The organism is Mesorhizobium sp. B2-4-18, assembly GCF_006441385.1.
Classification (GTDB): Bacteria; Pseudomonadota; Alphaproteobacteria; order Rhizobiales; family Rhizobiaceae; genus Mesorhizobium; species Mesorhizobium australicum.
Window position 1 is genome coordinate 89,543 of sequence record NZ_VFUW01000007.1, and the last position, 22,376, is coordinate 111,918.

At 63.8% G+C, this 22,376-nt stretch carries 23 protein-coding genes; 12 read left to right on the plus strand and 11 right to left on the minus strand.

Annotated elements, in window-relative coordinates; all coding sequences use genetic code 11:
* Positions 1–22: 22 nt before the first annotated feature.
* A complete protein-coding gene (locus FJ527_RS18080; protein WP_181166389.1) occupies positions 23–664 on the plus strand; it encodes a hypothetical protein in 642 nt (213 codons plus the stop codon).
* A 171-nt stretch (positions 665–835) separates the two neighbouring features.
* Positions 836–1,054 carry a hypothetical protein gene (locus FJ527_RS18085; protein WP_015318519.1) on the plus strand — a complete coding sequence of 73 codons (219 nt, stop codon included), beginning with the start codon at positions 836–838 and terminating at the stop codon, positions 1,052–1,054.
* A 50-nt stretch (positions 1,055–1,104) separates the two neighbouring features.
* Here FJ527_RS18085 and FJ527_RS18090 read toward each other — a convergent pair whose 3' ends face one another.
* Positions 1,105–1,608: an OsmC family protein gene (locus FJ527_RS18090; RefSeq protein WP_140823739.1), complete on the minus strand. Its 504-nt coding sequence runs from the start codon at positions 1,606–1,608 to the stop codon at positions 1,105–1,107.
* Between the two features lie 195 nt (positions 1,609–1,803).
* Between FJ527_RS18090 and FJ527_RS18095 the strand changes: the two genes are divergently transcribed.
* From FJ527_RS18095 to FJ527_RS18105, 3 genes are all read left to right on the plus strand, one after another.
* Positions 1,804–3,321: an alpha/beta hydrolase gene (locus FJ527_RS18095; RefSeq protein ID WP_140823740.1), complete on the plus strand. Its 1,518-nt coding sequence runs from the start codon at positions 1,804–1,806 to the stop codon at positions 3,319–3,321.
* A gap of 159 nt (positions 3,322–3,480) precedes the next feature.
* Positions 3,481–4,587 (plus strand): agmatine deiminase, encoded by a 1,107-nt coding sequence (gene aguA / locus FJ527_RS18100; protein ID WP_140823741.1) that lies wholly within the window; start codon positions 3,481–3,483, stop codon positions 4,585–4,587.
* A gap of 69 nt (positions 4,588–4,656) precedes the next feature.
* Positions 4,657–5,760, plus strand: a complete 1,104-nt coding sequence (locus tag FJ527_RS18105) for a polyamine ABC transporter substrate-binding protein (protein ID WP_140823742.1) — start codon at positions 4,657–4,659, stop codon at positions 5,758–5,760.
* A 13-nt stretch (positions 5,761–5,773) separates the two neighbouring features.
* Here the strand turns inward: FJ527_RS18105 and FJ527_RS18110 are convergent, their stop codons facing one another.
* From FJ527_RS18110 to FJ527_RS18120, 3 genes are all read right to left on the minus strand, one after another.
* Complete coding sequence (locus tag FJ527_RS18110; RefSeq protein WP_246677737.1) at positions 5,774–6,481, minus strand: LuxR C-terminal-related transcriptional regulator; 708 nt, start codon at positions 6,479–6,481, stop codon at positions 5,774–5,776.
* A 165-nt stretch (positions 6,482–6,646) separates the two neighbouring features.
* On the minus strand, positions 6,647–7,480 hold the full coding sequence (locus FJ527_RS18115; RefSeq protein ID WP_140823744.1) for a glutathione S-transferase family protein: 834 nt from the start codon (positions 7,478–7,480) through the stop codon (positions 6,647–6,649).
* Positions 7,481–7,506: 26 nt separating this feature from the next.
* Positions 7,507–8,088, minus strand: a complete 582-nt coding sequence (locus FJ527_RS18120) for a VOC family protein (protein ID WP_015318526.1) — start codon at positions 8,086–8,088, stop codon at positions 7,507–7,509.
* Between the two features lie 338 nt (positions 8,089–8,426).
* Here FJ527_RS18120 and FJ527_RS18125 point away from each other — a divergent pair, with 338 nt between their 5' ends.
* Positions 8,427–9,314 carry a DMT family transporter gene (locus tag FJ527_RS18125; protein WP_140617238.1) on the plus strand — a complete coding sequence of 296 codons (888 nt, stop codon included), beginning with the start codon at positions 8,427–8,429 and terminating at the stop codon, positions 9,312–9,314.
* A gap of 60 nt (positions 9,315–9,374) precedes the next feature.
* A complete protein-coding gene (locus tag FJ527_RS18130) occupies positions 9,375–10,280 on the plus strand; it encodes a DMT family transporter (protein ID WP_140823745.1) in 906 nt (301 codons plus the stop codon).
* 217 nt (positions 10,281–10,497) lie between these two features.
* Here the strand turns inward: FJ527_RS18130 and FJ527_RS18135 are convergent, their stop codons facing one another.
* Positions 10,498–11,361 carry a LysR substrate-binding domain-containing protein gene (locus tag FJ527_RS18135; protein WP_140823746.1) on the minus strand — a complete coding sequence of 288 codons (864 nt, stop codon included), beginning with the start codon at positions 11,359–11,361 and terminating at the stop codon, positions 10,498–10,500.
* 110 nt (positions 11,362–11,471) lie between these two features.
* Between FJ527_RS18135 and FJ527_RS18140 the strand changes: the two genes are divergently transcribed.
* The gene (locus FJ527_RS18140; protein ID WP_140823747.1) at positions 11,472–11,879 is read left to right on the plus strand and encodes a 4-oxalocrotonate tautomerase family protein; all 408 of its coding nucleotides are present in this window, start codon (positions 11,472–11,474) and stop codon (positions 11,877–11,879) included.
* A gap of 103 nt (positions 11,880–11,982) precedes the next feature.
* Positions 11,983–14,205: an AMP-binding protein gene (locus tag FJ527_RS18145; RefSeq protein WP_140718276.1), complete on the plus strand. Its 2,223-nt coding sequence runs from the start codon at positions 11,983–11,985 to the stop codon at positions 14,203–14,205.
* A 27-nt stretch (positions 14,206–14,232) separates the two neighbouring features.
* On the opposite strand, the gene FJ527_RS18150 is transcribed toward FJ527_RS18145, so the two are convergent.
* Both FJ527_RS18150 and FJ527_RS18155 read right to left on the minus strand, forming a co-directional pair.
* Positions 14,233–14,979 carry a phosphatidylcholine/phosphatidylserine synthase gene (locus FJ527_RS18150; protein WP_224584719.1) on the minus strand — a complete coding sequence of 249 codons (747 nt, stop codon included), beginning with the start codon at positions 14,977–14,979 and terminating at the stop codon, positions 14,233–14,235.
* A gap of 74 nt (positions 14,980–15,053) precedes the next feature.
* A complete protein-coding gene (locus FJ527_RS18155; RefSeq protein WP_140618445.1) occupies positions 15,054–15,752 on the minus strand; it encodes a phosphatidylserine decarboxylase in 699 nt (232 codons plus the stop codon).
* Positions 15,753–16,157: 405 nt separating this feature from the next.
* Here FJ527_RS18155 and FJ527_RS18160 point away from each other — a divergent pair, with 405 nt between their 5' ends.
* Complete coding sequence (locus FJ527_RS18160; protein WP_140823748.1) at positions 16,158–17,024, plus strand: SMP-30/gluconolactonase/LRE family protein; 867 nt, start codon at positions 16,158–16,160, stop codon at positions 17,022–17,024.
* On the opposite strand, the gene FJ527_RS18165 is transcribed toward FJ527_RS18160, so the two are convergent.
* From FJ527_RS18165 to FJ527_RS18180, 4 genes are all read right to left on the minus strand, one after another.
* Positions 17,021–17,368 carry an antibiotic biosynthesis monooxygenase gene (locus tag FJ527_RS18165; RefSeq protein WP_041163878.1) on the minus strand — a complete coding sequence of 116 codons (348 nt, stop codon included), beginning with the start codon at positions 17,366–17,368 and terminating at the stop codon, positions 17,021–17,023. The genes FJ527_RS18160 and FJ527_RS18165 overlap by 4 nt on opposite strands.
* A 94-nt stretch (positions 17,369–17,462) precedes the next feature.
* Positions 17,463–19,346 (minus strand): ABC transporter ATP-binding protein/permease, encoded by a 1,884-nt coding sequence (locus tag FJ527_RS18170; RefSeq protein WP_140718280.1) that lies wholly within the window; start codon positions 19,344–19,346, stop codon positions 17,463–17,465.
* Between the two features lie 25 nt (positions 19,347–19,371).
* The gene (locus FJ527_RS18175; RefSeq protein WP_015318537.1) at positions 19,372–19,719 is read right to left on the minus strand and encodes a metalloregulator ArsR/SmtB family transcription factor; all 348 of its coding nucleotides are present in this window, start codon (positions 19,717–19,719) and stop codon (positions 19,372–19,374) included.
* Positions 19,720–19,798: 79 nt separating this feature from the next.
* Positions 19,799–21,280 (minus strand): LysM peptidoglycan-binding domain-containing protein, encoded by a 1,482-nt coding sequence (locus FJ527_RS18180; RefSeq protein ID WP_140823749.1) that lies wholly within the window; start codon positions 21,278–21,280, stop codon positions 19,799–19,801.
* Between the two features lie 127 nt (positions 21,281–21,407).
* On the opposite strand from FJ527_RS18180, the gene FJ527_RS18185 reads away from it, so the two are divergent.
* The gene (locus FJ527_RS18185) at positions 21,408–22,019 is read left to right on the plus strand and encodes a TIGR00730 family Rossman fold protein (RefSeq protein ID WP_015318539.1); all 612 of its coding nucleotides are present in this window, start codon (positions 21,408–21,410) and stop codon (positions 22,017–22,019) included.
* An 83-nt stretch (positions 22,020–22,102) separates the two neighbouring features.
* A complete protein-coding gene (locus tag FJ527_RS18190; RefSeq protein ID WP_181166407.1) occupies positions 22,103–22,270 on the plus strand; it encodes a hypothetical protein in 168 nt (55 codons plus the stop codon).
* Positions 22,271–22,376: the final 106 nt, after the last annotated feature.

Consider the following 22,376-nt stretch of genomic DNA (forward strand, 5'->3'; position numbering starts at 1 on the left):
CATTCGAAACCGGAGGACCAACATGCCAAGACTCGCCACCGTTGCCGCCACCGCCCTTGCCGCCGCTCTTGGAGCTACGGTCGGCGTGGCCGTTTCCCAAGATACCAAGATGAGTTTCTTCGTCACCAGCGTCGGCTCCGGCAAGGGGGGCGATCTCGGCGGCCTGAAGGGCGCGGATGCCCATTGCGCGTCGCTGGCGGAAGCCGCCGGCGTCACCGGCAAGACCTGGCACGCATATCTCTCGACCAGCGCGGAGGATGCGCGCGATCGCATCGGCAAGGGTCCCTGGTTCAACGCCAAGGGCGCCAAGATCGCCGATGATGTCGCCTCGCTGCACAGCGACGCCAACGGCATCACCAAGCAGACCGCGCTGAACGAGAAGGGTGAGACGGTCAACGGCCGCGGCGATACGCCCAACCGACACGACATGCTGACCGGCTCCAAGCCCGACGGCACCAGGATCGCCGACCAGACCTGCGGCGACTGGACGATGAGCGGCTCCGAAGGGGCGGTGATGATGGGCCATCACGACCGCACCGGTCTCGACGATTCGGCGGCGGCGAAGTCGTGGAATTCTTCGCATGCCTCGCGTGGCGGCTGCAGCCAGGAGGCGCTGAAAGGCACAGGCGGCGACGGCCTGTTCTATTGCTTTGCGACCGACTGAACCATGGCGGAGGCAACACGCCAGCTAGGAAACCCGACGGATCATCACGCGGCTGTGATTTGAGGGGAGAAGGCCGCTGGGCGGTCATGCTTTCGTCATTTCCGAGGAGTTGTTAGGATCGAGCGAATCCCCGCAACGAGAGCCCGAGCTGGGCAGAACAAGGAAAACTCCATGGCTACGACCGCAGCATTGGTCTGGTATCTGGTAATCGCCGGCCCGCAGGGCGGCATGGTCGTGCTGCCCAGCACCTTCGACAAGCGCGAACAGTGCACCGCCGCCATCACCGAGTATCAGAAGCAGCCGACACCCGCCGGCTGGTCCGTGCAGTGCGTGCCGAGCGCCTCGCCCTTCACCGACGAAGGCGACGCCGAAGAGCCGGCAGCTCAGTAAGCATCAGATATCACAAGGCCCGCGACCGCTGCCGCGGGCCTTGTGATTCATCACCGCGCGCTCACCGTCAGTTCCGGCTTCTGGTTGATGGTCTGGAACACCACGCAATAGCGCTCGGTCAGCTTCAGCAGCGAATCGATGCGGTCCCGAGGCTCCGCCGTGTCGAGATTGAAATTGAGCCGAATGGCGCGAAAGCCGACCGGCGCATCCTTGGCGACACCAAGCGTGCCGCGAAAATCAAGGTCGCCTTCGGCTTCAACGGTAGCGGCGCCGAGCTTGAATTCGAGCGCCGTCGCCACCGCCTTCAGCGTCACCCCGGCGCACGCCACCAGCGCCTCGAGCAGCATGTCGCCGGAGCACAGTTCGAGCCCCGAGCCGCCTGTTGCCGGATGAAGGCCGGCGATTGCCAACGCCCTGCCCGTCTCCACCTTGCAGGCCACCGACTGTTCGTCGATCGAGCCCTTTGCCCTTAGAGTGATCAGTGCTTGCGTGGCGTCGTCGCGGTAGGCCTGCTTCAGCGGCGCCTGCATGGCCTTCAGCTCGGTTGCGTCCATTTTCGTTCCTCCGAACGGCTTTCTGCCTTGATAGCATGGTCCTGCGAGACTTGTGAGGCAATCCGAACATGACGACCCAAGCTCTCAGGAACTGGTTTCGGCGGAAACAACAGCAGTGGGCGCGCCATCGTCTGATCCCTTTGACTTCATCCGCCTCGGCCATAGCTATGCGGGAGTCCTTTCCGCGGAGGTCTCATGCGTTCCAAACTGAAACTCGTCTCCCTTGTCCTCTTCATGCTTGCCGGCTTCGCGCAGCCTCTCCTGGCCGAAACGGCGGAGCGGCCGGCACCCGCGGGCGGCGTGCTTTCACTGCTGCCGTCACCTGAGATCACCGACCATTCGATCACCATTGGCGGACGCAGCCTGCGGTATCAGGCAAAGGCCGGCACGCTTCCGCTGCTCTCCGGCAAGGGCGAGATCACGGCGGAGATCTTCTATGTTGCCTATACGCTGAAGCCGCGGGAGAGCGTGGCGACGGAAGCACCGCGGCCAATCACCTTCGTGTTCAACGGCGGCCCGGGCGCCGCTTCAGCCTATCTGCATCTCGGCGCGCTCGGACCGCGCGTCGTGGCGACCGGAGCCGGCGGGGAATTCCTCCCCTCGCCGCAAAAGCTCATCGACAATCCCGACAGTTGGCTCGACATGACCGACCTCGTCTTCGTCGACCCGGTGGGAACCGGCTACAGCCGCGAGGCGCCCGGCCAGGATACGCACGACTTCTGGGGCGTCAGCCAGGATGCCAGTTCGATCGGCGCCTTCATCAGGCTCTATCTCGCCCAAAACAGCCGCATGGGATCTCCGCTGTTCCTCGCCGGTGAGAGCTATGGCGGGTTCCGCGCGGCACTGCTTGCCAGGACGCTGCAGGAAGATGTCGGCATCAGCCCGAGCGGCATCGTGCTGATCTCGCCGGCGCTGGAATTCACCCTGGTGCAGCCCGACGAATTCGAGCCGCTGCATTGGGCTCTCGAACTACCCTCCCTCGCCGCGGTTCGCCTGCGCAGTGAAGGTGTCAGCGGCGACACTTTGCGGAAAAAGCTCGCCGAGGTCGAGCATTATGCACTTGGCGAGTACCTCAGTGCGCTCACCAGTGGGCTGGAGCAAGGCGGACGGCTGGCGGGTGATCGCGTGGCCGAGATCACCGGCCTGCCTCTCGATCTCGTTCACCGCAACTTCGCCCGCGTCCCGACCTCGCTCTTCGCAAGGGAGTTTGGCCGTGCCGCGGGCAAGGTGCTCAGCCCCTATGACGGCATGATCGCGACGGCGGACATCGCTCCCCAGAGTGCCCGTATCGCTGGCCCCGATCCGGTGCTGGACCGTAGTGTGCCGGCGCTGACCTCGGCCTTTGTCGCTTACGCGCGCGACGAGCTGAACTTTCGCACCGATGTCAGCTACCGCTTGCTGAACGGCGATATCAGCCACAATTGGGACTACGGGACGAGCGCCTCGCGCCAGGGCTATGCCGGTGTGATGGATGATCTGCAACGGGCGCGGTCCTTGAATCCCGCGCTGGGCGTCGTCATCGTCAATGGCTACACCGATCTCGTCACTCCCTATCTGGCGTCGCGTTATCTGGTCAGCCAGATCCCGTCGCTCGCCGGCGCCAGGCCGATCCGCCTCGACGTCGTCGAAGGTGGGCATATGATGTATCTCGAACCGGACGGACGGCGCGCACTGAAGCAGGCCGCTTCAGAGCTTTACCAGGCAACCCAGTAAACAACAGGACATCGAGTCCCCCGGGCAACCCGGGGCGCCGATGCAGGCCCGGTGGTGGGCGCAGCGATCAAGCTGTCCCAAATGGGACATTGACGGACAAGGCCCCAAAACCGTCTGATCGGGCAAGGTTTCGTCATTCCATTTTCCGGTGGTCCCACAATGTCACATACGCTCTCGACCACACCGAGGCAGGATGGGTTTCGCGCCCCTGGCGAATTCGAACCCAAATCGAGCTGTTGGCTGATTTGGCCAGAACGGCCGGACACCTGGCGTATGGGCGCCAAGCCCGCGCAGAGGCTGTTCGCCAATGTCGCTGCCGCGATCGCGCAAAGCGAGCCGGTGACGGTGGCGGCGTCCAGCCGCCAGTGGCAGAACGCAAGAGCGCGATTGCCCAGCCATGTGCGCGTCGTGGAAATGTCCACCAATGATTCCTGGCTCCGCGACAGTGGCCCCAATTTCGTCGTCAATGATCGAGGCGAAGTGCGCGGCGTCGATTGGATCTTCAACGCTTATGGCGGTTTCGACGGCGGCCTCTACTCGCCTTGGGATCTCGACGACCTCGTGGCGCAAAAGGTCCTCGAGATCGAGAGGATGGACCGTTATCGCGCACCGCTGATCGCCGAGGGCGGCGGGCTGCAATGCGACGGCCAAGGCACGCTCATCACAACCGAGCAGTGCCTGCTCAATCGCAACCGTAATGCCCATCTCGGAAAGGCGAAGGTGGAACAACAGCTTGGCGACTATCTCAGCGTCGACAAAATCATCTGGCTGCCGCGCGGTTTTGCTTTCGACGAGACGGATGGCCATGTCGACGACCTCTGCTGCTTCGTTCGTCCGGGCGTCGTGGCGCTGAGCTGGACCGACGAGCGGGACGATCCGCAATATGAGATCGTACGCGAAGCCGAAGAGGTGCTGCGCTCGGCCCGCGACGCGCGTGGCCGTCGCCTGGAGGTTCATCGGCTGCACCATCCCCTGCCGATCGAGATGACGATGGAAGAAAGCGAGAGCGTGGACCGGGTCGATTCGACCTGGGCACGGCCGACCGGCAACCGGATCGCGGCGAGTTACATCAACTATTATCCGGGCAACAGCGTCGTGGTCGTGCCGGAATTCGGCTGCAATCTCGACGGGAAGGCAAAGCAACAGCTGGCCACGCTGTTTCCCGATCACAAGCTCGTCGGCATCGAGAACTCCCGCGAAATTCTGCTCGGAGGCGGCAATGTCGCCTGTATCACGTTACCCGTTTATGCGCCCCACCGGCGTTGAGCGGCAAGCGTGCCGAAGTGAAATCAGAACGGTGCGCCGCGTCGGCCCGCCAGGCAAAAGGAGATACCCATGCGCGCTCTGCTCTTCCCAATCCTGACCGCCGCGCTTGCCTGCGGCATCAGTTTCGGCGTCGCCCGGGCGGACGATGAGAAGGTGGTCAACGTCTACAACTGGTCCGACTACATCGCCCCGGACACGGCTGAGAAATTCGAGAAGGAGACGGGCATCAAGGTCCGCTACGATGTCTATGACGGCAACGAGGTCCTTGAGACGAAACTGCTCACCGGCGGCTCGGGATATGACGTGGTCTATCCCTCGGCCTTTCCGTTCCTGAAGAACCAGCTGAAAGCAGGCGCTTTCCTGCGGCTCGACAGATCGAAGCTTTCAAACCACTCGAAAATCGATCCGCAAGCCTTGTCGCTGATCGCGGGCGCGGATCCGCGGAACCTGTACGCCGTGCCTTACATGGCCGTCACAGACGGGATCGGCTACAATGTCGCTGCCGTCAAGCAACGGATGCCGGATGCGCCGACAGGTTCCTTCGCCATGGTCTTCGACGTCGACGTCGTCAAGAAATTCTCCGATTGCGGCGTCGCCATGATCGATGCTCCGGCGGAGATCATTCCTATGGCTATGAACTATCTCCACATCGATCCCAGGTCGACCAATCCGGACGACCTCGCCAAGGTCGAAGAGCTGATGGGCAAGGTGCGGCCCTATATCCGTTACTTCCACTCGTCGAAATACATCAACGATCTGGCGAATGGCGACATCTGTGTCGTGCTGGGCTGGTCGGGCGACATATTGCAGGCCAAGACCCGTGCGGCGGAATCCGCGAAGAAGCTGGAGATTGCATATTCCATTCCAAGGGAAGGCACGCTGATAAACTTCGATACGATGGCCGTGCCGAAGGATGCGCCGCATCCGGAGAATGCCCAAGCCTGGATCGATTTCAACTTGCGGCCCGATATCGCAGCGGCCAATTCCAGTTATGTTTCCTATGCCAATGCGATCCCGGAATCCCTGCCACTGATGGATCAGGCCGTCGCAAAGGATCCCGGCGTTTTCCCATCTGACGATGTAAAGGCCAAGTTGTTCGTGGTCGAAAACAACGACGCAAAGCTGCTGCGGCTGCAAAACCGCATGTGGACACGCGTCGTGACGGGACAGTGAAGATGGCGAACCATCAGTTGGGCGAGGCCTTCCAGCCTATGGCCAACAGCTCGACCTGGGAGTGCACACCGAGCTTGCGGTAGACCTGCTTGATGTGGTTGCGCACGGTGCCGGGTGAAATCGACAGGTTTCGCGAAATCGTCTTGGCGCTGCCGCCCCCGACCAGGAGCCGCGCGATCTGCCTTTCCCGGGCGCTGAGTTGCGACCCCGCGGCTTCGATTGCGGAACCCTTGTCGCGAAGACGGCACAAATGAAGCAGCCTTTGCAGAATGAGCTTTGTCGCGCTGCTCGCCGCGCCGGCCACGGCCAGATCATGCTCGCCAAAACGCGGTGCGCCTTCCCGGCGAAGAAAGGTTACATAGCCGGCGGTCAGTCCGTCGAGGTTGAACACGCCGGTTATTTCATCGAAGCTGCCGGAGGGCCCGTAGAATTCGCGGTAATACGGCGTGCGCTGGAAATCGCATTGGCTGAGAGCCGACAACGGCAGCAGGAAATCCTGTCTGGTGCTGGCGAACCTCTGAAAGAACGGATCCTGGCGATAGACGCGCGCATCATAGTCCCGGTTCCAGCGATCGGGTCCGGCATCGTCGATGGTCAGGGATGTTATGTCGCGACGATAGAAGCCAACATAGACACGATCCGAGCCAAGCAGCACCCTCGCCGCCGCGCTGAAGCGGGCCGACAAGTCTTCGGGCGTTGCCGCCAAGGCCGCGGCGGCCACGCCACCACTCCAGCGTTCAAGCCGGTCGAGAGAAAAAATCGACTGCATCCGCGCCCAGACTAAAGCAAGCCCCGCCAACTTCAAGCTGGCGGGGAACGCGACGTCGCCGGTGAGATCAATCCCGTGGCCGCTTCCGCAGCTCATCGCCCCATCGACTGGTTGGACTCACGCCTTGGCCTGCGACCTCACATGGGCGATGTAGCCGCGCACGTCGCCGGCCGGACCAGCATAGGCCTTGCCGAGCTTCTTCTCCATCGCAGCCATGTATTCCTTCGCCCATTTGGGCAGGGCGTAGTCGATGACGGCGAGGAATTCGAGCGTTGCCGCCAGACGGATGTCGGCGATCGACGGGTTCTTGCCGCCGATGAACGGCTTGCCGTCGCGGAAGAAGGAGTGGAAGACCTCGAGAGGCTCGGCAATGGCGGCGACCGCGGCCTTCTGCGCCTCCGATTTCCTATCCGGGTGGGCGTCGCTGTGACCGACTTCGCCGGCATATTGCGGGAAGCCGAGCGCCGGATAAGTGGCGCGCGCGACATAGGGATAAAGCGTGCCGATCAGATAGAACATGGCGCTGTCTATCATCGCCCGCTTGGCTGGCGCCTTGGGGTAGAATTTCTCCAGCCCATGCTTGTTGGAAAGATATTGCATGATGGCGCAGCTCTCCCACAGCACGCCGCGCGGCAGGCCCTTGTCCTCGATCATCGGCGTCAGGTGGGCCGGATTACGCGCCATGTATTCGGGCGAGCGCGTCTGCCCCCACGCATCGGTCTCCGCATGGTCGAGCCCGGCGGCGCGGGCAAAGACGCGAACGGTCATGTTGTTGACGCTCGGCTTCAGCATGCTGATGGTCAGCGCCGATTTCCTTGCCGGTTTCGCCTTGGCCTTGGCCGCCGTCTTGCCGGCGGCCTTTGGCGCCGTCTTGGTCGCAGCTTTTGCTGCCGCTTTTGCCGCTGGTTTGGCGGCCGGTTTCCCTGCGCTTTCCGCCACTGCTTTTGCCACGTGTTCCTCCCTTGCCTGTTCAGCCTTCAGTATGGATTTTTGGGCGCCCGGTCCGCCGACAATGTCGCGCGCGCGCGTTCCACCAGCGCCTGGATCGCATCAGCCAGATGCACCTCGGCGATGTTGTAGTCGCCACGCGTGACGCGAAGCTTATGCGCCTCCATCAGCACATCGGCATGGGTGAAGCCTGCAGGCGGCTCGAAACGATAAGAGGCAAGCTCGATCAGAAGGCCGAGCGGATCCTCGAAATAGATTGAATCCATGAAGCCGCGATCCTTGACGCCACTGTGTTTGATGGCGCGCTCGTCGAGCCGGGCGACCGCCTGCAGGAAAGTGACGCGGGACACCGAAAAGGCGATGTGATGCACGCAGCCCGGGTCGGTCGGGGTGCGGCGCTGCACGGCCGTGCGGGTCTCATCGGTGAAGATGGTGATCAGCCGGCCGTCGCCCGGATCGAAATAAAGATGGCTTTCGCTCGGCTTGTCGAGATTGGGCTGCTCGAAGATGAAAGGCATGCCCAGCACCCCTTCCCAGAAATCGATCGAGGTCTGGCGACCGGCACCGACCAGCGTGATGTGATGGACGCCTTGCGACTGCAGTTTCTGCATCGGCCTTCTCCCCGCAATATCCGCTCTGGCAGAAGCGGCCCGTCACGCCGCGCCCGCACAAGCTACATCTGGCATGAGCTGAGCGCCAATTCGATGTCCGTCCCTCGGCGTTCTGCGCGCCTGCCTTCGTCTCCGGCTTTATAAGATGATGCTAAACCAATCGACCCTGCCGCGCCAGAAGCCGCATCCGGGACAAGCTTGCATTTCGCGCCATTGCCGCCTGCCCCAAAAGCAAGCGCGGTGCTGGAGCAGCGCCGTGCGGGATTTCGCCCGTATAGCTGGCAGGTGCGGAGCCGCCGGGGGCTGGGGCCGCCTTCACTCAAGCAGGCGCACGCCTTATGGCCGATATCGCCATTCTCGATACACGCGAAAGGGTCTTCGCCGGAATCCTGCTGACGGGCGCCGCCTATTTGCTGTTTTCGACGCAGGACGCCTCGATCAAACTGCTGGTCACCGGCATGACCGTCTGGCAGATCATGTTCTTCCGCAGCATCACCATTCTTGGCGCCTGCGCGGTGATCGGCGGGCGGCCGCTGTTCGCCGACACGGTGCGCTCGCCGATCGTGCGGCCGATGCTGGTGCGCAGCGCCTTCACGCTCGCCGCCTGGCTCTGTTACTACAATGCCGCCCGCAGCCTGCAACTCGCCGAACTGACCACCGTCTATTACGCGGCTCCGATCATCGTCACCGTGCTATCGGTGGTCTTGCTCGGCGAAAAGGTGCCCGTTCTGCGCTGGCTGGCGGTTCTGATCGGCTTTGCCGGCGTCTTTGTCGCCTGCGATCCCGCCCATCTTGGCCTGTCCGTGCCCGTGTTGCTGGTACTGACGGCGGCCTGCCTTTGGGGCATCGCCATCGTGCTTCTGCGCAAGACGGCGCTTGCCGAGCGCTCGACGATCCAGCTCCTCCTCAACAATTTCTATTTCCTGGTTTTTTCGGCGGTGCCGGCGCTGTCGTGGTGGCATACGCCGGACCCGGCACAATTGCTGCTTCTTGCCAGCGTCGGTGCGCTCGGCGGCCTGGCGCAATATCTTCTCTTCGAGGGCATGAAGCGTACGCCGGCATCGATCCTGGCGCCGCTCGAGTACACCTCGCTGTTGTGGGCGTTCGCGCTCGGCTTCGCGATCTGGGGCGACGTGCCGCGCCGCGAAGTGTTCCTGGGTGCCGCCCTTATCGTCGCCGCCGGCCTGCTGATCGTCGGCGGCGAACATTTCCGCAAGCGGCTTTGACGTGGATGGTCATTACTCCCGACACGACGATGTCAGGACGAGGCAAGGTAGGCTGCCGGCATGACTGAGATCACGGCCACCGCGGAAACCGCCGAACGCACGCTGGGTATCCTGCTGGTATCATCCTCGGCGGCTGTATTCGGGCTGACCGGCGTTCTGACCAAGTCGATCCATGCCGATCCGCTGACGATCACCTGCTGGCGCGGCTTTGTCGGCGCGATCCTGATCAGCCTCTACGTATTGTGGCGCCGCCGCCGTGCCGGCAACCGTGAACCGCTGCGGCTTGGCTGGCGCGGCTGGCTGCTGGCCATCGAAGGCGCACTGGCCAGCATCGCCTTCATTTCCGCTTTCAAGTTCACTTTCGTCGCCAATGTCGCGGTCATCTACGCGACGTCGCCCTTCATTGCCGCCGTACTGGCCTGGATGCTCGTGCGCGAGCCTTTCCGGCTGCAGACGATGGTGGCGGCGGCGGTGTCGCTGTGCGGGGTCGCCATCATGGTGTGGTCGGGTTTTGCCACCGGCAATTTGTTCGGCGACGGGCTGGCGCTGCTGATGACGGCCGGCAGCGCGCTGTACATGATCATGGTTCGCGCGTTCCGTGACACGCCCGTTGTGTGGGCCGGCGCGGTTTCGGCCTTCCTGCTGTTCATACTCGGATGGTTCGTCACCGATCCCCTGGCGGTCTCATCAAGGGACGCTATCCTGCTTGCCACCTTCGGCGCGTCCTTCGCACTGGCTTCCATTCTGTGGACGGAAGGCTCGCGGCTGATCCCGGCGCCTGAATCGGGCCTGCTCGGTTCGGCGGAAGTGCCGTTCGCGATCCTGTTTGCATTTCTGTTCCTGGCCGAAATCCCGCCGCTGGCCAGCATGGTCGGCGGTGCCATCGTACTCGGCGCCGTCTTTGCCCATGCCGGCCGTGACTGGCTGAAGGCACGCTCCCGGCAAGCGTCTTCAAATATTTCGTAAAAAATTTTCCAAGTCACGGAACCATCACCGTGCCCGGACATTATTAGTGCGACGGGCCACCCCCCAAGTCCCCCCAAACCCCTCGGCCCGTCCTACTCCAAGCCGACCGCAAGGTCGGCTTTTTCTTTGCGACAGCTTTTGCTTTGCAACAGACGGGTCGACCGCAAGTCGGCTTTCCAGCCAATAGACCGGCGACGGAACTTCGCGCCTAGTCAAATCAACCAAGCGGTCCGGACAAAGCGAGGCTACCGCCGAGCAGCGTCGCCAGATCGCCCGCGGGCGCATCGGCACCGGCGCGCAGGCGGATCGCGAACTCAGCCATCGGAACCGGCGGCAAGCCAAGTTCGCGGGGCGCTTCGACAATGCCGGAATGGGCAAAGCGCGGGGTTCGCAAGGTCAGCGCAACACCGGCATTTACCGCAGTGCGCAGACCGGCCAGGCTGGCGCTGCCGGCAGCGATGCGATAGCGGCGGCCGGCGGCGTCGAGCGCGGCGAGCGCCGCCTCGCGAAACCCGCAATAGGGGTCGAGCAGCGCCAGCGGCAATTCTTCCTGCCGCGAGGCCAGTCCCTTCTGCGAACACAGCCATGTCATCGGCTCGCGCAACACGCCGACCTCGTCCGGCACGGCAGCCTGGCGCATGACGATCGCCAGATCGAGGCTGCCAGCTTGTAACGCCTGCGCCAGTTCGGCGGAGCGGCCGACACGCAATTCGATCCTGACGCGGGGATGGCTGGAGGCGAAGGCACGCAGCAGGTCCGGCAGGCCGCTATCGGCGAAATCCTGCGTCGTGCCGATGGCGACGCGCCCGGCAGCGCGCGCGCCCTTCAGCGCCAGCCAGGCCTGGCGATGCACGGCAAGAATACGCCTGGCGTGCCCGACAAGATCCTCGCCTGCCGGCGTCAGGCCGCGCCCCCTGCCCTGCGGCGCCAGAAGTGGCTCACCGACGATCTCTTCCAAGCGCTGCATCTGCGCCGTCACCGCCGAGGGTGAGCGGCCGACATTGGCCGCCGCCTGCGCCAGCGAACCGCTGTCGACGAAAGCAAGGAAGGTTCTGAGCAGGTCGGGATCAAGCGTTTCCATAATTCGATTTTATCAAATCATCAGTTGAAAACAATTCAGTTTTTTCGATCAAAAGATGATGGCATGGTCTTCAACGGCGCCCACGCCGCTAAAAAACCAAGGAGAGCAAAATGCCCATCATCAATGTCAGCGTCACCGGCAAGCCCGACGCCACCCTGTCGGCCAGCATCGCCAGGGAAATAACCGAGATCACCGCCACGCATCTGCGCAAGGATCCGACGATCACCGCAGTTGCCGTGTCCTATCTCGATCCGCAGCACTGGTTCGCCGGCGGCAAGTCGCTCGCCGAGCACGGCACCAACACGTTCTGGCTCGACATCAAGGTGGTCGATGGCACCAACACAAAGCTCGAACTGGAGGCCTATCTCGAGGCGATCTTCGATGCCTTTGGCCGCCTGCTAAGCGGCGTGCACCAGGAGAGCTATGCTTTCGTGCATGAGGTTCCGGCAGCGGCCTATGGCTACGGCGGCAAGACGCAGGAGTTCCGTTTCATCAGCGGGCGGCTGAACGCGGCGTGAGGGCGCCCCTTCCGCATTGACCTTGCCTCGACTTCCGCTAGGCTCTGCCCCCGAAGCGGCCGCACAAGAGCCGCAATGACAAAATCGTTGGGAGAGACGCGGCATGATCCTGACACTGGCGCTGCTTGCGGGTCTGGTTGTGGCCTGGTTGCTGATCGGCGTGGTGGAAAAATTCCGCCTCGGCCTGCGCTTCACCCAAGCGCTGCTCTACGCACCGTTCAAGCTCGCCTACCGGATCAGCGACAATCGCATCAAGATCGCTCGCAAGGCGCAGGTGCCGGTCATCTATGTCATCTCGCACCAGTCGCGCTTCGAGCCGGCGCTGATGCTGTCGCTGCTGCCCGACGACACGCTGCATATACTCGACGAGGTCTCGGCGCGTTCGCCTTGGCTCGAACCATGGCGCGAACTCGGCCGCACCATTGCCTTCAACGCCGAACATGTCTTCGTCAGCCGCCGGCTGGTGCGCGTGCTGAAGGGCAAGGGCCGGCTGGCCGTCTATCTGCCGGACGCGGTCGAGCCCGACGTCAAGACGTTTCGGCTGTTCCGCGCCGTCACCCGCATCGCCATGCAGGCCGACGCCCGCATCGTGCCGATCTTCGTCGCCGGCGCCCGCAACCTGCCGGTGTCGCTGACGCCGGCGGACAAGGCACCGCGTCACTGGTTTCCACGGCTGTCGGTCAGTGTCCTGGAGCCGATGACGATCGCCGAGCTGGTGGCGCGCAATCCGGACCAGGCTTCCAACACCAATGCGCTGTTCGACCGCGTCGCGGAGGCCCGGCTTTTTGGCACCGACCTCGACCGCGGCCTGTTCCTTGCCATGCGCGACGCCGCAACCAGGATCGGCGCTTCGCATGCGATCATCGAGGACGTCATTTCCGGGGCGCTGAGCTACCGCAAGATGTTCATCGGCGCGCGGGTGCTGGGCAGGCGCTTCGAGGCGGTGACGGCGCCGGGCGAAGCTGTGGGGGTAATGCTGCCCAACGCCAACGGCGTCGTGCTGTCGCTCGTCGGCCTGCTCTCGGCGGGCCGTGTGGCGGCGATGATCAACTACACGGCCGGGCCGGCAAGCGTCACCGCGGCTGTCCGCACCGCCGTCATCCGCACCGTTGTCTCTTCGCGTGCCTTCGTCGAGAAGGCCGATCTCGCCGATATCGTCGCCGCGGTCGAGAAGGGCGGCGCCAGGCTGCTGTGGCTGGAAGATGTACGCGAAAGCGTCACCACGCTGGACAAGCTTGCAGCCGCCTTGCTGTGGCGCCTGCCGCTGCAGCGACAGGACGCGGCAAAGCCCGGCGTGATCCTGTTCACCTCGGGCTCCGAAGGCACGCCGAAGGCCGTTGTTCTGTCGCAAAAGAATCTCCTCGCCAATGCCATGCAGGCCGAGGCGCGGATCACCATTTCGCCGGCGGACATCCTGCTCAACGTGTTGCCGGTGTTCCATTCGTTCGGCCTGACGGGCGGCACCATCCTGCCACTGGTCACCGGGGTAAAGCTGTTCCTCTATCCCTCGCCTCTCCACTACAAGCTCATCCCCGAGATCGCGCGCAAGGTGAAACCGACCATCATGTTCGGCACCGACACGTTCCTCGCCAACTATGCGCGCACCGCCAAGGACGGGGATTTCTCCAGTCTGCGCTTCGTCGTCGCCGGCGCCGAGGCGGTGAAGCCGGATACCCGCCGCGTTTATCGCGAACGCTTCCAGGCCGAGATCATCGAGGGCTTCGGACTGACCGAGGCGGCGCCCGTGGTTGCCGTCAACACCGCGATCCACGGCCGCGACGGCACGGTCGGCCGGCTTCTGCCGGCCATTCGCATGAAACTGGAGCCAGTCGAAGGCATCAACGATGCCGGCCAGTTGTGGCTCGACGGGCCGAACATGATGATGGGCTACATGACCGCGGACCGCCCCGGCGAGCTCCAGCCGCTGACCGGCTGGCACGACACGGGCGATATCGTCGCCGTCGACCGCGAAGGCTTCATCAGCATTCGCGGCCGCGCCAAGCGCTTCGCCAAGATCGCTGGCGAGATGGTGTCGCTGGGTGCGGTCGAGATGCTGGTGCAGTCGCTTTGGCCGGAAGAACGCCATGCGGCGGTGGCGGTGCCGGACAAGAGGCGGGGCGAGCGCATCGTGCTGGTCACCACCGCCGACGATGCCAGCGCCGAGGAGTTGCGTCAGTTCGGCAAAAAGGCCGGAGCGGCCGAACTGATGGTGCCTAACGACATCGTCAAGGTCGAGGAGATCCCGGTGCTCGGTTCCGGCAAGACCGACTATGTGTCGACGAGAAAGCTGGCGATCGACCGGCTCGGGCTTGGCGTGGCGGCCTGAGTCGGATCAAGGACTTCGGCCGACTTTCTAACCTATGTCCGAAGGCGGCACTTTCTCGCCTTCCAGCTTGGCTCGCTTGGAATAGGCGCGCACGCTGAATGGGAGAAAGATCAGGTAGCCCGCGACCGATGCCGTCAGCGTGTACCAGGGATAGGTCATCAGCAAGAGAATGTAGAGGACGACGGCGAGGATGACCGGCAGCACCCTGTCGCCGGGGATCTTGATGCTCTTGCCTGAATAGACTGGCAAGCGGCTGACCAGCAGGAAGGCCACCAGGATGGTGAAGCCGGTGGCGACGAAGGCGGCCGGCCGGCTGGGCTCCACCCCAAGCCGCAGGAAATAGAGATAGAGCGGCAGCATCACCAGAACGGCGCCCGCCGGCGCCGGCACACCGACGAAATATTCGGTCTGCCATATCGGGCGGTCGGCCTTCTCGTCGTCGAGCACATTGAAACGCGCCAGCCGCAGCCCGCAAGCGATCGCAAACAGCAGTGCCGCGATCCAGCCTGGCGAGCCGGCGCGGTCGAGCAGGAAGGCATAGAGCACCAGTGCCGGCGCAACGCCGAAATTGACGATGTCGGCCAGGGAATCCATCTGCGCGCCGAATTTGGAGGTCGCCTTCAGCATCCGCGCCAGGCGGCCGTCAATGCCGTCGAGAAAAGCGGCCAGCAGCACCATCACCACCGCCGGCTCGAAACGCCCCTCGAAGCCGAAGCGGATGCCGGACAGGCCGGCGCAGATGGCAAGCACGGTGACCAGATTGGGCAGCACCATGCGCATGGGGATCTCGCGGATGCGCGGACCGCCGCTGGCATGGGCCTCGAATTTTTTATATTGCGTGCCCACCGTCAGGAAATCCGCACGAGGGGCGTGCCGGCGACACCGCCGAATTCGGCGAGCACGGTTTCGCCGCCGACCGCCGTCTGGCCAACGGCGACGCGCGGCGTGGCGGTCAAGGGCAGGAACACGTCGACGCGCGAGCCGAAGCGGATTAGGCCGAAACGCTCGCCGGTGCCGATCGAAGCGCCGGCCTCGGTCCAGCAGACAATGCGGCGCGCCACCAGGCCGGCGATCTGGACTGCCGCCACCGTGCCGTTGGGGCTCTCGATGACGAGGCCGTTGCGCTCGTTTTCCGTGCTCGCCTTGTCCAGCTCGGCATTGAGGAATTTTCCCGGCCGGTGTTCGATCCTGGCGATGCGGCCGCGCACCGGAGAGCGGTTCACGTGACAGGAAAAGACGTTCATGAACACGGAGATGCGGGTCATCTCGACATTGCCGAGGCCAAGCTCGCGCGGTGGCACGGCCGGCCCGACCGCCGAGACGATGCCATCGGCGGGGCTTACCACCAGGCGATCGTCAACAGGCGTGACGCGCTCGGGGTCACGGAAGAAATAGACGCACCAGGCGGTCAGGATCAGGCCGATCCAGAACAGGATCGAGGAGAAATAGCCGACGAACAGCGTCGCCGCGCCAAACGCCGCGATGAAGGGATAGCCTTCGCGATGGATCGGTACGAACGCGTTCTTGACCGTGTCGACAAGGCTCATGGGCTGGGGGCGGTCCCTGTTTCAGGTCCGGCCTCAATAGCCGAAACACCCCCTGCCCGCAACGCGACAATCGCCGGCGCGGATGAACGGGCAAAGGCGGGCCTGTGACCGCGGATAGCCGGGCGCTCCGTGTGTCGTGAAATGGATACCGGGTCGCATGCCTGTCGTGCCGTCAAAAGCCATCCCTTGACTGCGCCAAGGCAGCCAGAGTGGCCGAGAAACCTATCTGCGTCGACGCCGCCCTTGCGCAGACCGGCACCTGTGGCGTCAACGTCACACCGATGCACCGTTCTTCCTGCGCGAAAATACACCGGCCCGCTGTCGGGAGACTCCCATCTCGCCCGTCCTTGGTGGGAAGCGCTTCATCGCAAGGGCCGATGACGCGCGCAACGGAGGCTCCTGATCATGCGAATATCGTCCGGCGACAAACCGTACATCGTCATGGAAGGTCTCGCCTTCGGGGAATCGCCACGCTGGCATGACGGACGCCTGTGGGTCTGCAATTGGGGCACCGGCGAGATCATCGCCGTCGATGCCGGCGGCAGCCGCAAGATCATGCTCACGATTCCGGCTGTCCTGCCCTACTCAATCGACTGGCTGCCGGACGGTCGTCTGCTGGTTGTCTCAGGCCGCGAGGGCCTGCTGTTGCGGCAGGGAGCCGATGGCTCGCTCGTCACCCACGCCGACCTGCGCGGCCTGTCGAAAAGCCCATGGAATGAGATCGTCGTCGACGGGCGCGGCTACATCTACGTCAATGGTGGCGGGCCGGCGCCGGCGGCCGGCCAGCATTTCGGTCCCGGCACCATCGTGCTGGTCACACCGGATGGCGCGGTCAGGCAAGTGGCGGACACTATCGCCTTTGCGAACGGCATGGCGGTGACCCCGGACAACAAGACGCTGATCATTGCCGAATCCCATGCCAACCGGCTGAGCGCGTTTGACATTGCCGCCGACGGTTCCTTGTCCAACAGACGCACCTGGGCCGATCTCGACGGATATCCCGACGGCATCTGCCTCGATGCGGACGGGGCGGTCTGGTATGCCGACGTTCCCAACAAGCATTGCGTGCGGGTGCGCGAAGGCGGTGACGTCTTGCAGACCGTCACCGCCGATCGCGGCTGCTTTGCCTGCATGCTGGGCGCTGCGGACCGGAAAACGCTGTTCATCACCGCCGCCGAGTGGCGCGGCTTCGAGCATATGACAAGCGAGGCCCGCACCGGCCAGGTGCTCGGCATTGAAGCGCCGGCACCGAGTGTGGGGTGGCCTGGCTAGAGTCCCGGCACGCGCTGATAATTGGCGATATCAGCTCGCACTCCGAGCCGGGCGATCGTCTCCTGCGGGTTGAAGGCTATGCGCTCGTGCGCAGCCTTGACGATCGGTACCACATTGTCGACGGCAGCCTGGCTTTCCCATTCGACGATGGTGACGAGGTTGAATTCGCCCGGTCCGGAGAATTGCTCGAGCAGAAAGTCCTGGACGAAGCCTTGCTGCAGACGCAGCAACTCATGCGTCATCTTCACCTTTGCGAGGATTTCATCGCGGGCATTGGCGGGCACCACGAACTTGTCGACCCTGAACACGCTGCCGCCGTTAACATCCTGATTCGTAAAGCTCATATCCATTTGATTCCGTCCTCGACGATGCTGTTTTGCGGCTCTCGGGCGACGGTCTACAATCTCAACCTAAGTTGAGGTCAAGAGCTTTTTTGAGCTACGACATCTCCGATGTGCGCCGGCGTACGACGACACCCAGTTCGTCGCTTTCGCGGGCAATGCGCAGCCGCTCCTCGGCTTCGGTCGCCTCGCGCTGGCGGTCCCACATCGAGGCATAGAGGCCGTGCTTTCGCATCAGCTCGACATGAGTGCCGCGCTCGGCGATCTGGCCGTCCTTCAGCACGATGATCTCGTCGGCGGCAATCACCGTCGACAGGCGGTGGGCGATGACGATGGTGGTGCGGCCCTTGCTGACGAGGTCGAGCGCGGCCTGGATCTCCTGTTCTGTATGACTGTCCAGCGCGGAGGTCGCTTCGTCGAGCATCAGGATCGGCGGTGCCTTCAGGATGGTGCGGGCGATCGCCACGCGCTGCTTCTCGCCGCCGGAAAGTTTCAGCCCGCGCTCGCCAACCATCGACTTATAGCCGTCAGGCAGCTTCTCGATGAACGGCCCGATCTGGGCGAGTTCGGCGGCCTTGCGCACCTCCTCCTCGCCGGCGCCGACACGGCCGTAGCGGATGTTGTAGGCGATGGTGTCGTTGAACAGCACCGTGTCCTGCGGCACCATGCCGAGCACCGCGCGCAGGCTGTCCTGTGTGACATCCCTCACGTCCTGGCCGTCGATCAGAACCTGGCCACCCTGCACGTCGTAGAAGCGGAACAGCAACCGCGAGATGGTCGACTTGCCCGCGCCCGACGGCCCGACAATGGCAACGGTCTTGCCGGCCGGCACCTCGAAGGAGACGCCCTTCAGGATCTTGCGGTTCGGATCATAGGAAAAGTGGACGTCGCGGAACTCGACCTTGCCGGCGCTGACGGCCAACGGCTTGGCGTTGGGCTTGTCGACGATCTCCTGCGGCACGTCGAGGAGGTCGAACATGTGCTCGATGTCGGTGAGGCCCTGGCGGATTTCGCGATAGATGAAGCCGATAAAGTTGAGAGGCACGGAGAGCTGTACCAGCATGGCATTGATGAAAACGAAATCGCCGACGCTCTGGGTGCCGGCCTGCACCTCCAGCGCCGACATGCACATGACGACGACCGTGCCGACGCCGAAGATGAAGCCCTGGCCGAAGTTTAGCCAGCCGAGCGAGGTCCATGTCTTGGTTGCGGCGATCTCGTAACGCGCCATCGAGCGGTCGAAGCGCTCGGCCTCCATGCGCTCATTGGTGAAATACTTGACCGTCTCGAAGTTAAGCAGCGAGTCGATCGCCTTGGTGTTGGCGTCGGTGTCGCTGTCGTTCATGTCGCGGCGGATCGAGATGCGCCAGTCGCTGGCCTTTACCGTGAACCAGACGTAGAGGCAGACGGTGACCGCCACCACGGCCACATATTTCCAGCCATAGGTGAAACCGAATATGCCGGCGGTCAGCGCGAATTCGAGGATCGTCGGCGCGGTGTTGAGCATGATGAAGCGCACGATCGTCTCGATGCCCTTGGTGCCGCGCTCGATGATGCGCGACAGGCCGCCGGTGCGGCGCTCCAGGTGGAAGCGCAGCGACAGCTGATGCATGTGCACGAAGGTGCGGAAGGCAAGCTGGCGAACCGCATGCTGGCCGACCCGGGCAAACAGCGCATCGCGCAGCTGGTTGAAGCCGAGCTGGACGAGCCTCAGCACATTGTAGGCAATGACCAGCATCACCGGGGCAAGCATGAACGATGGCAGCGGCGGTGGCGTTTTGAAGCCGCCCGCCAGCGCATCGGTCGCCCATTTGAAGAAATAGGGACCGGCGACCAGCGTCACCTTGGCGACGACCAGCAGCAGCGTCGCCCAGGTCACCCGCGCCCTGAGATCGGCGCGGTCGGCCGGCCACATATAGGGCCAGAGATTGCGCAGTGTCGTGAGTGTCGAGGTGTCGGCGGAGACGGTTTTTTCGGCCACTTTTCTTGCCTTTTGGGTGAGAGGGTCAGCGGCCGGAGCAGCAGGAATTGATGAGCGCGCCCAGCGATGCCGATACGTCGGCAAGTGCCGCGCGATCGACCGCATAGCGCGATCGCTGACGGTCGGGCTCAAACCGGACGAGGCCCGCCTCGACCAATATTTTCAGATGCTGGGAGATCGTCGACTGGGCCAGAGCGAAACGGTCGACGACCTCACGGCAGCAGCAGGAATTGCTGGCCGACAGATGCCTCAGTATCTCGATCCGCGCCGGATGCGAAAGTGCTGCGAACCGCGCCGCGACAGCGCGGCTGTCCGGCATGCAGCCAGGCAGTGCCGAGGCGGCATGGTCTGGTAAGGGAACGCATTCTGTCATCGTTCATCGGCGATAGACGATGAACGATGACAGGGCAAGCTAGGCCGATGGGTAGATCGCCGGAATTGCCGGTCTATCCCTATTCCGTCTTCATCGGTGCGGTCGTCGCCTGCTCGCCCATTGCCTTGAGGTCGGCGGCTTCGCCTTCCTTCGACTTTTCCGGAACCTTGAACACCTGCCCCGGCCAGATGCGGTTCGGATTCCTGATCTGGTCCTGGTTGGCGAGGTATATGGTGGAGTAGCGCACGCCGTGACCATAGACGCGCCGTGAGATCCGCCACAGTGTGTCGTTGCGCCGAATGATGATCGCGCTGTCGGCATGTTCGAGCTTGGGCGACACGATTTCGGGCACGTCGCTTGGCGGCGTGGCTGCTGCGACGTTAGCCGGAGCCTCGGTGGCTGGCGCGGCGGGAGCCGGCGCGGTCTCGCCCGGAGCAGCGGCGGCAACAGCGGGCGCCGCGGGCTTGGCCTCGGCGGGCTTGGTCTCGGTGGGCTTGATCTCGGCGGGGGCAACGGCGGCGACCGCCTCGCCCGGTTCGCGCTCGAAGGGCACCGCGGCGCGGGCCACCACCTTCACGCCATCGGCATCGAGGCCGTCGACATGGATGGTATAGCTGCCGACCGGAATATCGCGCGTCGCCTCGACCAGGAAATGGCCGTCCGACGAGGTCTGCGCGTCGCCGAGCAGGATGTCGTTGGCGTAGGCGCGCACCTTGCGGCCCGGATCGGCGAGGCCGGCGACAAAGATCTTGTTGCCGTCGATCTCGACTGCCTCGACCACGATCTTTGGTTCGGCCACGGCTGCCGCGGGCGCGGCCGGTGCCGCCGGAGTGGGTTTTGCTTCAACCACGGCTGGCGTGGCCGTCGCCGGCGCGGCGGGCGCTTCAGCAGCAGGAGCGGCAGCCTGGTCGCCGGTTGCCGGCGCCGGCTTTGGCTCAGATGCCGGAACGGTCAGCAGTTCGGCCGGCTTGCCCGGCTCCTCGACCATGGCCAGCACCTGGCCAGCTGCATTCGCGGGCACCGAGACGACTGCGGTCTGCGCCGAGGCGGTCACGACCGCGCCAACCGTCGAACGCAGGGCGATCGTATAGTCGCCGGGCTTCAGCGGATCTTCGAGCACGATGACAAAGGCACCATCGGGACCAGCAACCGTGGAGCCGATCACCGTCGCGCCGTTGAGAATTTCGACCTTCGAGTTGGGCGCCGCGTTGCCGGCAACGACGATCGAGCCGTTGCTCTCGACCCGTACGACATCGAAAGTCGGCGCGATCGGACCCGCCGTCGCGGGCGCCGCAGGCGCCGCAGCGTCGGTTGCAGGTGCTGCCGGGGCCGTCGCCTGAGGTGCCGCGCCCGGCGTGGCCGGCATCGTCGGAGCCGGCAGGCGCCCTTCCGTGCCAGGATCGGCCGGCTTCGGCGCCGCGGGCGGCGTCAACGCCGCGACTTCCGCCGGCGGTGTGCGATGAAGATACGGGTCGAGTGCGCCCGATACATAGGCGGTTCCCGCGGCCGCTACGGTCCCACCCGCCGCGAACAAGAACGCCTTCAATGGATTGATTGCCATGTATTTCCCTGCCCCTTAGCCACCTAACGCCGGTCTAGCGTGTTTTGCCATGACCGACAAGAAAAAGCCCGGCCTTCTCAACCCTAGGGCTTGACCGCGCTTTCAGACCCAATCACCAATCATCGGCATGAACACGATTCGATCCGTTTGCGTCTATTGCGGCTCATCTCCGGGCCGCGATGAAATCTATGTCAAGGCCGGCCACCTGCTTGGACGCTCAATTGCAAAGGCAGGCCTGCGGCTGGTCTATGGCGGCGGCACCAAAGGCATTATGGGCGCCGTCGCCGAAGGCGCGCTCAAGGCCGGCGGCAAGGTGACGGGCATCATTCCGCGCTTCCTGATCAACAAGGAAGCAACCGAAACCGCGCTTGACCGGCTCGACGAGTTGTCGATCACCGACAACATGCACGAGCGCAAACACAAGATGTTCGAGAAATCCGACGCCTTTGTGGCGCTGCCTGGTGGCATCGGCACAGTCGAGGAGATCGTCGAGATCATGACCTGGGCGCAGCTTGGCCATCACCGCAAACCGATCGTCTTCGGCAACGTCAACGGATTCTGGGATCCGATGACGGCGTTGCTTGATCACATGGCGGCGGAAGGCTTCATTCATACCGCGCAGCGTGTGAAGCCGCTGGTCGTCAACGACCCCGAGGCCATCGTCGCCGCCATCATGGTCGCCGGCTCCTCGGTCGACGCACCGACCGAGGGCGTCCAGTCGGTGATCGACAAGATGTAAGGTTACGGGAGTAGAGCAGTAGGTTTGCAGTGTCGGAGCGTACACTTCCCCCTACTGCCTGCTCCCTGCTCCCTCCGAGCAGCTTGCCCCAGGTCGGCGACATTCCCGGCAGCGGCATGATGTTCGAAGTCGGCAGCGATGCCGATGTGCGCGGCCATCTCGCAACCTTGCCACTGGTCAAGGCTGGCATGATGGACATTGCCGCGATCGTGCCACTCAATCCCTATCGGGGATTTGGGCCGAAGCGCTGAGGCCGACGGCCGTGACAATCGAGGTCGTCAGCAGGACCGCCAGGCCGACAAGCGCCTTGCATCTCATCAAGCCACGCGGCACGCTGGCGCTGCCGCTTGCCAAGGG

Bases quoted from the DNA above. Each gene is read 5' to 3' on its own strand.
- FJ527_RS18165 (WP_041163878.1), bottom strand. From the start codon at position 17,368: ATGAGCTTTACGAATCAGGATGTTAACGGCGGCAGCGTGTTCAGGGTC.
- FJ527_RS18150 (WP_224584719.1), bottom strand. From the start codon at position 14,979: ATGGTGCTGCCCAATCTGGTCACCGTGCTTGCCATCTGCGCCGGCCTG.
- FJ527_RS18095 (WP_140823740.1), top strand. From the start codon at position 1,804: ATGCGTTCCAAACTGAAACTCGTCTCCCTTGTCCTCTTCATGCTTGCC.
- FJ527_RS18145 (WP_140718276.1), top strand. From the start codon at position 11,983: ATGATCCTGACACTGGCGCTGCTTGCGGGTCTGGTTGTGGCCTGGTTG.
- FJ527_RS18155 (WP_140618445.1), bottom strand. From the start codon at position 15,752: ATGAGCCTTGTCGACACGGTCAAGAACGCGTTCGTACCGATCCATCGC.
- FJ527_RS18140 (WP_140823747.1), top strand. From the start codon at position 11,472: ATGCCCATCATCAATGTCAGCGTCACCGGCAAGCCCGACGCCACCCTG.
- FJ527_RS18135 (WP_140823746.1), bottom strand. From the start codon at position 11,361: ATGGAAACGCTTGATCCCGACCTGCTCAGAACCTTCCTTGCTTTCGTC.
- FJ527_RS18085 (WP_015318519.1), top strand. From the start codon at position 836: ATGGCTACGACCGCAGCATTGGTCTGGTATCTGGTAATCGCCGGCCCG.
- FJ527_RS18185 (WP_015318539.1), top strand. From the start codon at position 21,408: ATGAACACGATTCGATCCGTTTGCGTCTATTGCGGCTCATCTCCGGGC.
- FJ527_RS18130 (WP_140823745.1), top strand. From the start codon at position 9,375: ATGACTGAGATCACGGCCACCGCGGAAACCGCCGAACGCACGCTGGGT.
- aguA (WP_140823741.1), top strand. From the start codon at position 3,481: ATGTCACATACGCTCTCGACCACACCGAGGCAGGATGGGTTTCGCGCC.
- FJ527_RS18120 (WP_015318526.1), bottom strand. From the start codon at position 8,088: ATGCAGAAACTGCAGTCGCAAGGCGTCCATCACATCACGCTGGTCGGT.
- FJ527_RS18175 (WP_015318537.1), bottom strand. From the start codon at position 19,719: ATGACAGAATGCGTTCCCTTACCAGACCATGCCGCCTCGGCACTGCCT.
- FJ527_RS18090 (WP_140823739.1), bottom strand. From the start codon at position 1,608: ATGGACGCAACCGAGCTGAAGGCCATGCAGGCGCCGCTGAAGCAGGCC.
- FJ527_RS18160 (WP_140823748.1), top strand. From the start codon at position 16,158: ATGCGAATATCGTCCGGCGACAAACCGTACATCGTCATGGAAGGTCTC.
- FJ527_RS18105 (WP_140823742.1), top strand. From the start codon at position 4,657: ATGCGCGCTCTGCTCTTCCCAATCCTGACCGCCGCGCTTGCCTGCGGC.
- FJ527_RS18080 (WP_181166389.1), top strand. From the start codon at position 23: ATGCCAAGACTCGCCACCGTTGCCGCCACCGCCCTTGCCGCCGCTCTT.
- FJ527_RS18125 (WP_140617238.1), top strand. From the start codon at position 8,427: ATGGCCGATATCGCCATTCTCGATACACGCGAAAGGGTCTTCGCCGGA.
- FJ527_RS18180 (WP_140823749.1), bottom strand. From the start codon at position 21,280: ATGGCAATCAATCCATTGAAGGCGTTCTTGTTCGCGGCGGGTGGGACC.